Source organism: Cryobacterium glaciale (genome assembly GCF_004402535.1).
GTDB lineage: Bacteria > Actinomycetota > Actinomycetes > Actinomycetales > Microbacteriaceae > Cryobacterium > Cryobacterium glaciale.
The window spans coordinates 158,046-171,029 of the sequence record NZ_SOEY01000006.1 but is presented as its reverse complement, the minus strand read 5'-3'; the positions used below and the strand labels follow the sequence as shown (position 1 = coordinate 171,029).

Here is a 12,984-nt window from a genome sequence, read left to right as displayed (position 1 = left end):
ACTTCTCATTAAGGCGATTTGCAAGAATGACTACGGACCCCGACAAGCAGGAAGTGCTGATCGTCACGGGAATGTCCGGGGCGGGACGTTCCACCGTAGCCAACGCCCTGGAGGACCTCGACTGGTACGTCGTCGACAATCTGCCGCCGCAAATGCTGCGGCCGCTGGTCGATCTGGTCGAACGGGCCGGTACCAACCTGCCGAGAATCGCGGCGGTCGTCGATATTCGCGGCCGAGACCTGTTCGGCGACTTCCTCGAGACAGTTCAATTGCTGCGCAGCGGCACGCAGGTGCAGGTTATCTTCCTCGAAGCTCGTGACGACGCGCTCGTGCGCCGTTTCGAATCCGTGCGCCGCCCGCATCCGCTGCAGGGGGACGGCACTCTACTCGACGGCATCGCCGCGGAACGCTCACGGTTGCTCGCCGTGCGGGAGTCCAGCGACCTGGTCATCGATACCTCAGATCTCAACGTGCACCAGCTCGCGACGACGATCACCGAGCGGTTCGCTGCTGAGGGCCGCGCGGGTGTGCAGCTGACCATCATGAGTTTCGGCTTCAAATACGGCCTGCCGACCGACGTCGATCTGGTCGTTGACGCCCGCTTTCTGCCGAACCCGTTCTGGATCCCCGAGCTGCGCGCGCACACCGGCGTCGACCCGGAGGTGAGAGACTTTGTACTCGCCCAAACTGGTGCCCTCGAATTCATCGACCACTACGCCGCCGCGCTGGCACCCGTGCTGGCCGGCTACCAGCGGGAGAACAAACGCCATGCCACGATCGGCATCGGGTGCACCGGCGGCAAACACCGCTCCGTCGCGATGGCCAGGGAACTGGCGTCCCGACTCGAAAAACTTCCCGGTGTCGCGGTCAACATCAAGCACCGCGACCTCGGACGCGAATAAGCGAGGCTGGGCGCAGCATCCGCTCCCCGGTCTTTCACCACTCAGACGTAACGCAACTGATCAACAGAATGGAAAAGCGATTGGCACTCACCGCCGACGTTAAAGATGAACTTTCGCGCGTGGAGGTCTCCAGGACCACCGTGCGCGCGGCCGAACTCGCCACGATTCTCCGGTTCTCCGGCGGGTTGCACATGATCAGCAGCCGCATCGCGATCGAATCAGAACTCGACACGGCCATCCTGGCTCGCCGGGTGCGCAAAGATCTTGCCGAACTCTACGGGGTGCGCAGCGCCCTGCAGGTCATCGCCGCCACCGGCATCCGCCAGTCGAGCCACTACCTTGTGCAGGTGATCGAGGGCGGGGAAACGCTGGCACGCCAGACCGGCCTGCTGGATGCCCGCCGCCGACCGATTCGTGGTCTGCCGAATCGGCTGACCACGGGCTCGAAGGAAGAAATCGCCGCCGTCTGGCGCGGAGCGTTCCTCGCCCACGGCACACTGACCGATCCGGGCCGTTCAGCCGCCCTCGAGGTCATCTGCCCCGGAAACGAAGCCGCCATGGCGCTCGTCGGGGCAGCCGGCCGCCTCGGTGTTGCCGCCAAGGCCCGCGAAGTCCGCGGGGTGCACCGCGTTGTCATCCGTGACGGCGACGCCATCGGCGCCATGCTGGTGCACATGGGAGCCACCAATACGGTGCTCAACTGGGAAACCCTGCGCCAGCGCCGCGAGGTGCGGGCAACCGCGAACCGGCTGGTCAACTTCGACGACGCGAACCTGCGGCGTTCCGCCGAGGCTGCCGTGGCCGCCTGCGCGCGAGTGCAGCGAGCCATGGACATCCTCGGCGAAGACATCCCCAAACACCTGCGCTACGCGGGAGATCTGCGCCTCAACTTTCGCGATTCCAGCCTCGACGAGCTCGGCCACCACGCCGACCCGCCGATGACCAAAGACGCCGTCGCCGGCCGAATTCGTCGCCTGCTCGCCATGGCCGACAAGAAGGCCGTCGAACTTGGCGTTGAAGGAACCGATGTTGAATACCCGGTTCATTCCGATGACGCATAAAGCCACGAATTCTGTGGCGCGCAACGCCCGCAGGTAGACTAAAACGTCGTTTACAACGCCGCCGCACCCGGTGCAGTGGCACAACTCACAAGGAGATAAGTAATGGCCGAATACACCCTGCCCACCCTTGATTATGACTATGCGGCTCTCGAGCCCAGCATCAGCGGCACCATCATGGAACTCCACCATGGCAAGCACCACCAGGCCTACGTGACCGGCGCCAACACGGCACTGGCCCAGCTCGCGGAGGCCCGCGACAGCGCAAGCCTCGCCAACGTGAACAAGCTGCAAAAAGACCTCGCTTTCAACCTCGGCGGCCACGTCAACCACTCCATCTTCTGGACGAACCTGTCCCCGAACGGCGGCGACAAGCCGGTCGGCGAGCTCGCTGCTGCGATCGATGACAACTTCGGATCCTTCGACAAGTTCCAGGCGCACTTCACCGCCGCAGCTCTCGGCGTTCAGGGGTCCGGCTGGGCTGTCCTCGCGTGGGACTCCATCGGGCAGCGCCTGATCATCCAGCAGTTCTTCGACCAGCAGTCCAACTTCGCTGCCGGGACCGTTCCGGTCCTCATGCTCGATGTCTGGGAGCACGCCTACTACCTCGACTACCGCAACGTGCGCGCCGACTATGTCAAGGCTTTCTGGAACATCGCGAACTGGGCAAACGTGCAGGAGCGTTTCACCGTGGCACGCGAGAAGACGAACGGACTGCTGCTACTCTCGTAGCCTGCTGGTGCCCCGAGCGATTCGGGGCACCGCTTTTCCCCCCAACTCTTTTCATCGCGCCTCGCGGCGCCTTTTCTCAATCAGGAGCTATTTGTGTCCGTAAAGATCGGCATCAACGGATTCGGCCGCATTGGTCGTAACTACTTCCGAGCAGCCCTCGCCAAGGGCAGCGACATTGAAATTGTCGCTGTCAACGACCTTAGCGACCCCGCGTCGCTCGCCCACCTGCTCAAATACGACTCCGTCGGCGGTCGTCTGAACGCCACCGTCGAGGTCGATGGTGACAACATCGTCGTCAACGGCAAGCCAATCAAGGTGCTGGCTGAGCGCGACCCGGCCAACCTGCCCTGGGGCGCCCTCGGCGTTGAGATCGTCATCGAGTCCACCGGTCGTTTCACCAAGGCCGTCGATGCTCAGAAGCACATCGAAGCCGGCGCCAAGAAGGTCATCGTCTCCGCCCCCGCAACCGGTGCTGACGTCGCGACGCTCGTGCTCGGTGTGAACGAAAACACCTACGACGCCGCGATCCACAACATCATCTCGAACGCGTCGTGCACCACGAACTGCCTCGCGCCGCTCGTCAAGGTGTTCCTGGACAACTTCGGCATCGAACGTGGCCTCATGACCACCATCCACGCCTACACCGCAGATCAGAACCTGCAGGACGGCCCGCACAGCGACCTGCGTCGTGCCCGCGCTGCCGCACTCAACATCATTCCCACCTCGACCGGTGCGGCCAAGGCCCTCGGCCTGGTCATTCCAGAGAGCATCGGCAAGCTCGACGGTTACGCACTGCGCGTTCCGGTCCCGACCGGCTCGATCACCGACCTCACCCTCACGGCCTCCCGTGCGGTCACGGTCGAAGAAGTCAACGCCGCGTACAAGGCTGCTGCAGAGGGACCGCTCAAGGGCATCCTCAGCTACACCGAGGACCCGATCGTCTCCAGCGACATCGTCGGCGACCCGCACTCGTCGATCTTCGATGCCGGACTCACCAAGGTGATCGGCGACCAGGTCAAGGTTGCTTCGTGGTACGACAACGAGTGGGGTTACTCCAACCGCCTCGTCGACCTTACCGAGTTCGTCGCCGAGCGACTCTAGGGGCCGCGCGGTGACGTTACGCACGATTGACTCGCTGGGACCGCTGCGCGGCAAGCGGGTTATTGTCCGCTTTGACCTGAATGTGCCCTTGAAGAACGGGCAGATCACCGACGACGGACGAGTGCGGGCGTCACTGCCCACCCTCAACGCCATCGTCGCCCAGGGCGCCCGCGTGGTGATCGTTTCTCACCTTGGGCGCCCCGACGGGGCGGTCGATCCTCAATACAGTCTGAAGCCGGTTGCCGCTCGCCTGAGCGAACTGGTGAATCTCCCGGTGGCCTTCGCCACCGACACCGTCGGCGATTCAGCCACCCAGGCCGTCGCCGCGCTCGAGGACGGCGACATCGTCGTCCTCGAGAACCTGCGCTTCAACGCCGGAGAAACCAGTAAAGCGGATGCCGAGCGCGTCGCCTTCGCCGAGCAGCTCGCCCGGCTCGGCGACGCTCTCGTGTCCGACGGGTTCGGGGTCGTGCACCGCAAGCAGGCGAGCGTGTACGATCTTGCCTCGCTCCTGCCGAGCGCGGCCGGGCTGCTCATTGCCGCCGAACTCGACGTGCTTGATCGTCTCACCGAGAAGCCTGAGGCGCCATACACGGTCATCCTCGGCGGCTCCAAGGTCAGCGACAAGCTCGGCGTCATCGGACACCTGCTGCCGAGGGTGAATTCCCTGCTCATCGGCGGCGGCATGCTGTTCACCTTCCTCGCCGCCCAGGGGCACACTGTCGGCGCCAGCCTGCTGGAGAGCGACCAGATCGAGACGGTTCGCGGCTACCTGGCCGAGGCCGAACGTCTCGGCGTGAAAATCGTGCTTCCGACCGACGTCGTGGTGGCTTCGAAGTTCGGTGCCGACGCTGAGCACGTGATCACCCCGGCTGATGGAATCGAGAACACACCGTTCGGCGCCGCCGGACTCGGCCTGGACATCGGGCCCGAGACCGCGGCGGCATTCGCGGACATCATCCGCGCGTCGAACACCGTGTTCTGGAACGGTCCGATGGGTGTTTTTGAACTGGCACCTTTTGCGGAGGGCACCCGGACGGTGGCTGCCGCACTCACCGAGGTCACCGGTCTCAGCGTGGTCGGTGGCGGCGACTCGGCCGCGGCCGTGCGCATCCTCGGTTTCCACGACGACCAATTCGGTCATATTTCTACCGGCGGTGGCGCGAGCCTCGAATTCCTCGAGGGCAAGCGTCTACCAGGACTGGAGGTCCTCGGATGGCAGTGAACATCAACCCTCGGCGTACGCCGCTGATCGCGGGCAACTGGAAGATGAACCTGGACCACCTCCAGGCCATCGCTTTCGTGCAGAAGCTCGCGTGGAACCTCAAGGATGCCGGGCACGACTTCGCCGCGGTCGAGGTGGCAGTCTTCCCGCCGTTCACCGATCTGCGCAGCGTGCAGACGCTCGTGTCAGCCGACAAGCTTCCGCTGGCCTTTGGTGCTCAGGATGTGTCAGCCCAGGACTCCGGTGCCTACACGGGCGAGATCTCAGGCGCTTTCCTGGCCCAGTTGGAATGCCAGTACGTCATCATCGGGCACTCCGAACGCCGCACCCTGCACAATGAATCCGACGAGCAGGTCGCCGCGAAGGTGACCGCCGCTTTGAAGCACAATCTCGTACCGCTGATCTGCGTCGGCGAGAGTGCCGAAGACCTCGCCGTACACGGTCCGAGCGCTGTTCCGGTCGCCCAGCTGCGCGCTGCCCTCGCCGGCGTCACCAACGCCGCCGATATCGTCGTCGCGTATGAGCCGGTCTGGGCCATCGGCTCCGGCCAGGCTGCCACGCCGGAACAGGCGGAGCAGGTTGCCGCCGCGCTCCGCGGCGTTCTCGCCGACACCCTCGGGCAGGATGTAGCCGACAAGACCCGCATTCTGTATGGTGGCTCGGTCAAGAGCGGCAACATCGCAGCTTTCATGCGGGAACCCAACGTTGACGGTGCTCTGGTTGGCGGCGCGAGCCTGGACATTCCAGAGTTCTCCAGCATCGTTCGATATCAGAAGCACGTCGACCTCTAACCCGACGCGTTCCTGACACTGCGTGGCGAGGTGGTTGCCCCCGGGGCAACCACCTCGCTCCCGTGTGCAGGGTATAATTACGATGGTCTGGGCGCCAGAGTTGCGCCCACCGTGTTTTGAAAGGTTTCGTGTGGAGATTCTCCAGGTCGTCATGCAGGTGCTCGTTGGAATTACGAGCCTCCTGCTCACCATGCTCATTCTGTTGCACAAGGGGCGGGGCGGTGGGTTGTCCGACATGTTCGGTGGTGGCGTGACGTCCAACCTCGGAGCCTCAGGGGTTGCCGAACGCAACCTCAACCGCATCACGATCATTCTGGGGCTTCTCTGGATCTCCTGCATCGTTGTGCTCGGGTTGATCACCAAGTTTGACACCGGGGCTTAACTTTTCGCCCTGTCCAGAGTTACCCTGTGCAGAGTTTACCCGCGCGGAGCTAACCCGCGCAGGGTCAGCCTGAAGTTTCAGGTCACAGTATTTCAGCAGCACCAACAATTGCTCGATTATGCAGCGCACAACTGCACGAGTCAACGGAGGAACAAGATGGCATCAGGCGGCAGCGCAATTCGTGGCTCGCGTGTAGGCGCGGGCCCCATGGGCGAGCAGGACCGCGGTTTCCACGCGGACCGCATCAAGGTCTCCTATTGGGATGCACTCGGCAATGAGACCGTAAGGTACTTCGCCGCGAGCCTGCCCGACGAAGAGATTCCGGTGACCATCGATTGCCCGTCATCCGGGCTGCCGGCCGGACGCGACAAGGAGAATCCCCCATCCGTGGTAAAGCTCGAGCCCTACAAGACGCACCTGGCGTACGTCAAGGAACGTCGAACCGAGGAAGAAGCAGAGTCGCTCCTTGAAGAGGCGCTCAATCAGTTGCGAGTTCGCCGCGGCAAGCTGTCGCCCACGAACTAGCGGGCTTGACCTGACAGATCGCACCAAAAACCGGCCCTTGGGAAATCGAGGGCCGGTTTTTTGACCTCATGGCCATCGAAGACCGGGCCTAATAAGCCGGGGCAATGAGGTTTTCCGGAACCTGGGCGGCTGCGTCGCTGTCGACGAAGAACATGGTGCGGTAGCGTCCCTTGATTCCCGCAGCCGGGACTTCGTCGCGGCTCGCGCCCGCAAGTGCCAGTCCGAGCGCGGAGGCCTTGTCGGAGCCGGCCAGGACGAGCCAGACTCGGTCCGAGGAATTGAGCACGGGCCGGGTCAGCGACAAGCGATCAGACGGCGGCTTGGGCGAGTCCCGCACGGTGACCACGCTGGCGTCACGCTCGCGAATGCCCGATCGGTGCGGGAACAGCGACGCAATATGCCCGTCTGGTCCAACTCCGAGCAATGTCACGTCGAACCGAGGGTACTGGGCACCCTCCGGTGCGTGTGCGAGCAGCTCTGCTGAGTACCGAGCCGCGGCGGCGTCGAGGGGGTCCACCCCAGCTTCAGCCGGATCATCCGAGGCGCCGAACGCATGGATGTTCCCCGGCGGAACGTCGATGTGATCGAGCAGAGCATCGCGTGCCTGTAGCTCATTGCGCTCGGCATCGGCGCGCGGAACCCAACGTTCGTCGCCCCACCAGAAGTTCACCCGGGACCAATCGATGGTGTCGCGTGCGGCAGACTCGTTGATGGCGGCCAAAACGGCAATTCCTACGGAACCACCGGTGAGAACAACGTGGGCTTCGTCCTGTTTCGCCAGCACATCGACCATGTTAGTCAAAAATCGGGCAGCGACCGACCCGGCCAGCGCTTGCTTATTCTGGTGCAACAGCACGCGGCGTTCATTCGTCACGGTCACACTCCCGTTCCTGGCGTCACCACGTCATCGAGTTGCGGCAGGCCGCGGGTGATGACCTCACCATACAGCTCGTCGGGATCAAGTCGGCGCAGTTCGTCGGCCAGACAGTCGCGCAGGCTGCGACGTTTGAGGGTCAGATCCTGCATCGGCTGTCCCGGCTGGCTGAGCGTGGCGATGTCGGGCACCTCTCGTTCGAGCGAGATCGTCCCCGACGCGCGGGTGAGGTGTACCCCGTGTACGCCGTTGGCGAGGGGGCCGGTGGTCAGCTCGTAGTCGACGGGCACCTGAAGCTGCATCTGCAGCCAGGCGGCCAGCAGGGTTGTCGAGGGTGAGGCCGCCGCTCCGGTGACCTGGATCCCGGTGATCGGTTCGTAGGGAGGCTGGTCAAGCACTGCGGCGAGCTGGGCGCGCCAGAGGGTTAGACGGGTCCAGGCGAAGTCGGTGTCGCCCGGGCGGTAGCTCCCGCAGAGATGGTGCAGCGCTGACTGTGGATCCGGCTGCGCCGAAGCATCCGTTATACGACGGTAGGCGATGCGTCCGAGCGGGGAATCGCCCGGAACGGCCGGGGCCGTCCCCGGCCACCAGGCGACGACGGGAGCATCCGACAACAGCAGGCCGGTGACCAGGCTCTCCGGGTCGCTCGCAGCGGCGCCGTACGCACGCAGGACGATGACCTCACTGGCGCCAGCGTCGCCGCCGACCCGAATTTCCGCATCGAGCCGTGCTTCGGGTGTCTCGGCGGACGCGGTGGATTCCTGGGTTGACACGACGATGACGCGCATCGGGTGCTCCCGGGAAGCATCATTGGCGGCCTCGATGGCTTCTTCCTCGTGTCCGAGGGTTGAAGCAATGATCAGGGTCAGCACCCGGCCGAGGGCGACGGCGCCGCCCTCTTCGCGAATGCGAACGAGGGCTTTCGAGATCTTCGCCGTCGTGGTGTTGGGCAGATCGACGATCATGGACGCCTCCAGGTGCGGCCGTCGCGGGCCAGTAGCTCATCAGCGGATGTGGGCCCCCACGTTCCGGGGCGGTACTGCTCAGGCTGCCCCTGCGTGGCCCAGAACTCTTCGATCGGGTCGAGAATCTTCCAGGACAGTTCCACCTCTTCGTGCCGGGGGAACAGCGGCGGATCGCCGAGGAGCACATCGAGGATGAGACGCTCGTAGGCCTCGGGGCTCGCCTCGGTGAAGGCGTGGCCGTAGCCGAAGTCCATGGTCACGTCGCGCACCTGCATAACCACTCCCGGCACCTTGGATCCGAACCGGATCGTGACGCCCTCGTCGGGCTGCACCCGAATCACGAGGGCGTTATGGCCGAGCTCGGCCGTCTGTCCGGGAGCGAACAGGTATTGCGGCGCGCGTTTGAACACCACGGCGATTTCGGTGACACGGCGTCCGAGCCGCTTGCCGGCGCGGAGGTAGAACGGCACTCCAGCCCAGCGACGCGTGTCGATCGTCAATCGCATGGCGGCGTAGGTTTCGGTGACGGATTCCGGGTTCATGCCGTCTTCCTCGAGGAAACCGGCGACTTTTTCGCCGCCCTGCCAACCGCCGGCGTACTGGCCGCGGGCGGTGCCGAGGCCGAGGTCGGCGGGCAGCCGTACCGAGGCGAGCACCTTTTCCTTTTCGGCGCGCAGGTCGGCGGCGTCGAACGAGATGGGCTCTTCCATTGCCGTAAGGGCGAGAAGTTGCAGCAGGTGGTTCTGAATGACATCGCGGGCGGCGCCGATGCCGTCGTAATATCCGGCTCGGCCACCCACCCCGATGTCCTCGGCCATGGTGATCTGCACGTGCTCGACGTGGTTGGCGTTCCAGAGCGGCTCAAACATCTCATTGGCGAAGCGCAGCGCCAGAATGTTCTGCACCGTCTCCTTGCCGAGGTAGTGGTCGATCCGAAAGACGGAGTCGGGCGGAAAGACCGACTCAACAACGTCATTAAGCTGACGCGCTGTCTTGAGGTCACTGCCGAACGGCTTCTCAATGACGACACGGCGCCACTGGCCGTTTTTCTGCTCGGCGAGGCCGGAGCGGCGCAGCTGCTCGGTGACCTGGGGGAAGGCCTTCGGTGGAATCGCCAGGTAGAACGCATGGTTGCCCATCGTTCCCCGCTCTCGGTCGAGGTCGTCGATTGTCTGGCTGAGCCGGGTGAAGGCTTCATCGTCGTCAAAAGTGCCTGAAACAAAGCGGATGCCCTCGGCCAGCTGCGCCCAGACGTCTTCGTGGAAGTCGGTGCGGGCGTGTTCCTTGACGGCATCGTGCACAACCTGCATGAAGTCTTCGTTGTCCCAGTCCCGGCGGGCAAAACCGACGAGGGCGAAACCGGGCGGCAGCAGCCCCCGATTGGCGAGGTCATAGACCGCGGGCATGAGTTTCTTGCGCGCCAGGTCACCGGTGACGCCGAAGATCACGAGGCTGGAGGGCCCGGCAATGCGATTCAGGCGATAGTCGGAGGGTGACCTGAGCGGATTAAACTCCGGAGTAATTTCCACCGGGGACATGCAGCTCCTTTGACGGGACAGTGCAGAAAATTTCGGGATACATCAGGGACAGATCAGTGGGTGCTGTGAAAAGGAACGATCGGTGCGGTGGTTGGTTCCTCCCGGCAAATACCCGCGAGGAACCAACCACCGGCTAAGCCAGGGCCTGGAACAGGGCCCTGATGTTCTGCTTGGGCTGCGTCAGGGTCAACGTCAAAACCGGGCGTCCATGCTCGGCGAGCACGCTGGCATCGCCGCTCGCCTGCGCCTGGATCAGCTCACCAAAAGTGAACGGACGCTCGGGAATGTCGAGGTCCTCCGCCGGCGTGGCCAGGATCTGCAGGTAGACGGCCGTTGCCGGTCCGCCCTTGTGGAACTGCCCGGTGGAGTGCAGAAAGCGCGGACCCCAGCCGAAGGTGACCGGACGCTTCGATAACGCGGCGAGTTTGTTGCGAATCTCGGCCAGTTCCGGAAGGGCGAGACGGTCGACATAGGCCTGCACGGCAACGTACCCGTCAGGGCCGAGCTCCTCGAGCAGCGCATCAATCGCTGAGGCGAGGTCGCTCGCGGCACCGATGACGTGCGGGGTACCACGCACTTCAATACCGTCCGCGATGAACGCGGCCGGCTCCGGCGCCGGGCGGGCGTCGAGCAGACCCCGCGTGGCGATCTTGGCGGACTCGACGTCGGGCTGGTCAAACGGGTTGATGCCGAGCAGGCGCCCGGCGACGACGGTTGCGTACTCCCAGACTAAGAACTGGGCCCCGAGGGTACCGCTGACGCGAATCTCGTCGCCTGAGTCACCGAATAGTTCGGGTCCGGCATCAGCGACGACCCGCACGAGCTGCACATCCGGCAGCGCCTCGGCCAGTTCGGGAGCGTCGAGCTCGAGCACGACCGGCAGGATGCCGGTACCGAGCTTGCCGGTGGATTCAGCGATGAGCTGTTCGACCCAGTCGGCGAAGCCGACGATGTGGGTCCCGTCCGAGACGATGGCGAGCTTGTCGCGCCGCGGGTTGGTGGCTGCGATCGCCGCGCCGAGCACGAGTCCTGGGTTCTCGGGGGAGTCCACGGCCAAGGCCAGGGTGATCGATTCGGCCTCGTCGAGCAGCGCGCCGACGTCGACTCCGGCCAGTCCCGACGGGACGAGACCGAAGGCGGTCAGTGCGGAGTAGCGACCGCCGACGGTCGGGTCGGCAGTGAAGACACGGTAGCCCGCTTCCCGAGCGGATGCCTCGAGGGGCGACCCGGGATCGGTCACGACGATGATGCGGTCGGCCGGGTCGATACCGATCGCGCGGAATGCGCGTTCGAAGACGCGGCGCTGGCTGTCGGTTTCGACCGTCGAACCGCTCTTGGACGAAACCACCAGGGCTGTACCGGCCAGGTTGTCGTTAAGCGCGGCGAGCACCTGTCCGGGGTCGGTCGCGTCGAGCACCGTGAGGGTGACGCCGGCGGTGCGGGTGATGACCTCGGGGGCGAGTGACGATCCGCCCATGCCGGCGAGGGCGATCTGGCTGACACCGCGAGCCTGCAGGGTGGCCCGCAGTTCCACGATTTCGGCGACGAGCGGGCGGGACACCGCGACGGACTCGGTCCAGCCGAGGCGCACAGCGGCCTCGGCTTCGGCCTCAGGGCCCCACAGGGCGGGATCCAGGGCCGTGATGCCGGAGGCGACCAGATCCGTGACCAGGGCAGGCACGGTGGCGCGCACGGCATCGGCAGCTAAGCCACTCACCGAGATGCGAAAGCTCATCAGACTGCCGAGCTTGTCGGGGCCGCGCTGGTCGAGGCGGCGGTGAGGGCGGTCTGTACGGTGCCCCGCAGTTCGTTCCAGGACACCTCGAACTTGGACAGGCCCTCTTCTTCGAGCAGGCGGGTCACGTCGGCGTACGAGACGCCCTGGGCTGCGAGTGCGTCGAGTACGGCGTTCGCGGCGGCGTACGAGCCGGTGACCGAGTCGGCGGGGATGATGCCGTGGTCGGCGGCGGCCTGCATGGTCTTCTCGGGCATCGTGTTGACGACCTCGGGGGCGACCAGCTCGGTCACGTAGAGGGTGTCGGGCAGGCTGGCGTCCTTGACTCCGGTCGAGGCCCAGAGCGGGCGCTGCTTGGTGGCGCCGGCCTTGATCAGGCCGAGTGCGCGCTCACTGCTGAACGCCTGCTCGTACACCTGGTAGGCGAGTTGCGCATTGGCGACGCCGGCCTGACTCTTGAGGGCGAGGGCCTCGGGAGTTCCGATCGCCTCAAGGCGGGCGTTGATCTCGGAGTCGACGCGGGAGACGAAGAACGAGGCGACCGAGTGAATCGTCGAGAGGTCGATACCGGCGGCCTTGGCCTTCTCGAGTCCGGCGAGGTAGGCGTTGATGACCTGGCGGTGACGTTCAAGGCTGAAGATCAGGGTGACGTTGACGCTGATACCGAGGGCGATCGTCGCCGTGATGGCTTCGAGGCCCTCGACCGTCGCGGGGATCTTGATCATCGCGTTGGCGCGGTTGACCTTGGCCCAGAGCTGCTGGGCTTCAGCGACCGTTCCGGCAGCGTCGCGGGCGAGGCTCGGCTCGACCTCGATCGAGACGCGGCCGTCCTGGCCATTGGTCGAGTCGTAGACCGGGCGAAAGATGTCACAGGCGGCAGCGACGTCGTCGGTGGTGATGGCGAAGACGGCGTCGGTCACGTTCGTGCCGGCCGCAGCCAGGGCCGCGACCTGCTCGGTGTAGGCCTCGCCCTTGGCGAGGGCGCCGGCGAAGATGGTCGGGTTGGTGGTGACGCCGACGACGTTACTGTTCCTGATCAGGTCCTGCAGTCCGCCGGAGTTGATGCGTTCGCGGGAAAGGTCGTCGAGCCAGATGCTGACGCCGGCTGCTGACAGCTGGGCGAGGGGTGTCGAGTTTGTCATTGTTGAAATCTCCT

Annotated in this window: 13 protein-coding genes; 8 read left to right on the top strand and 5 right to left on the bottom strand. The window is 64.8% G+C overall.

Annotated features, from left to right (window positions below):
- Positions 1-26 precede the first annotated feature (26 nt).
- From rapZ to E3O06_RS02535, 8 genes are all read left to right on the top strand, one after another.
- Entirely contained in the window at positions 27-902 is an 876-nt protein-coding gene (gene rapZ, locus E3O06_RS02570; RefSeq protein ID WP_134501447.1) for an RNase adapter RapZ, read from the top strand.
- A gap of 80 nt (positions 903-982) precedes the next feature.
- A complete protein-coding gene (whiA, locus tag E3O06_RS02565; protein WP_134501446.1) occupies positions 983-1,963 on the top strand; it encodes a DNA-binding protein WhiA in 981 nt (326 codons plus the stop codon).
- A 102-nt stretch (positions 1,964-2,065) separates the two neighbouring features.
- The gene (locus E3O06_RS02560) at positions 2,066-2,692 is read left to right on the top strand and encodes a superoxide dismutase (RefSeq protein ID WP_134501445.1); all 627 of its coding nucleotides are present in this window, start codon (positions 2,066-2,068) and stop codon (positions 2,690-2,692) included.
- A 93-nt stretch (positions 2,693-2,785) separates the two neighbouring features.
- On the top strand, positions 2,786-3,793 hold the full coding sequence (gap, locus tag E3O06_RS02555) for a type I glyceraldehyde-3-phosphate dehydrogenase (RefSeq protein WP_134501444.1): 1,008 nt from the start codon (positions 2,786-2,788) through the stop codon (positions 3,791-3,793).
- A gap of 10 nt (positions 3,794-3,803) precedes the next feature.
- Positions 3,804-5,018: a phosphoglycerate kinase gene (locus E3O06_RS02550; RefSeq protein ID WP_134501443.1), complete on the top strand. Its 1,215-nt coding sequence runs from the start codon at positions 3,804-3,806 to the stop codon at positions 5,016-5,018.
- The gene (tpiA, locus tag E3O06_RS02545; RefSeq protein ID WP_174843196.1) at positions 5,009-5,809 is read left to right on the top strand and encodes a triose-phosphate isomerase; all 801 of its coding nucleotides are present in this window, start codon (positions 5,009-5,011) and stop codon (positions 5,807-5,809) included. Before E3O06_RS02550 ends, tpiA begins: the two co-directional genes overlap by 10 nt.
- A 130-nt stretch (positions 5,810-5,939) precedes the next feature.
- On the top strand, positions 5,940-6,191 hold the full coding sequence (gene secG, locus E3O06_RS02540) for a preprotein translocase subunit SecG (protein ID WP_092107845.1): 252 nt from the start codon (positions 5,940-5,942) through the stop codon (positions 6,189-6,191).
- A gap of 156 nt (positions 6,192-6,347) precedes the next feature.
- A complete protein-coding gene (locus tag E3O06_RS02535; protein ID WP_092107849.1) occupies positions 6,348-6,716 on the top strand; it encodes an RNA polymerase-binding protein RbpA in 369 nt (122 codons plus the stop codon).
- Between the two features lie 88 nt (positions 6,717-6,804).
- On the opposite strand, the gene pgl is transcribed toward E3O06_RS02535, so the two are convergent.
- The 5 genes from pgl to tal form a co-directional block, all read right to left on the bottom strand.
- Positions 6,805-7,590, bottom strand: a complete 786-nt coding sequence (gene pgl / locus E3O06_RS02530) for a 6-phosphogluconolactonase (protein ID WP_134501663.1) — start codon at positions 7,588-7,590, stop codon at positions 6,805-6,807.
- Between the two features lie 2 nt (positions 7,591-7,592).
- Entirely contained in the window at positions 7,593-8,555 is a 963-nt protein-coding gene (locus E3O06_RS02525) for a glucose-6-phosphate dehydrogenase assembly protein OpcA (RefSeq protein WP_134501442.1), read from the bottom strand.
- Entirely contained in the window at positions 8,552-10,093 is a 1,542-nt protein-coding gene (zwf, locus tag E3O06_RS02520) for a glucose-6-phosphate dehydrogenase (RefSeq protein ID WP_134501441.1), read from the bottom strand. The genes E3O06_RS02525 and zwf overlap by 4 nt, the downstream gene beginning before the upstream one ends.
- A gap of 133 nt (positions 10,094-10,226) precedes the next feature.
- The gene (locus E3O06_RS02515) at positions 10,227-11,828 is read right to left on the bottom strand and encodes a glucose-6-phosphate isomerase (RefSeq protein ID WP_134501440.1); all 1,602 of its coding nucleotides are present in this window, start codon (positions 11,826-11,828) and stop codon (positions 10,227-10,229) included.
- Positions 11,828-12,970, bottom strand: a complete 1,143-nt coding sequence (gene tal, locus E3O06_RS02510; protein WP_134501439.1) for a transaldolase — start codon at positions 12,968-12,970, stop codon at positions 11,828-11,830. Before tal ends, E3O06_RS02515 begins: the two co-directional genes overlap by 1 nt.
- Between the last annotated feature and the right edge of the window lie 14 nt (positions 12,971-12,984).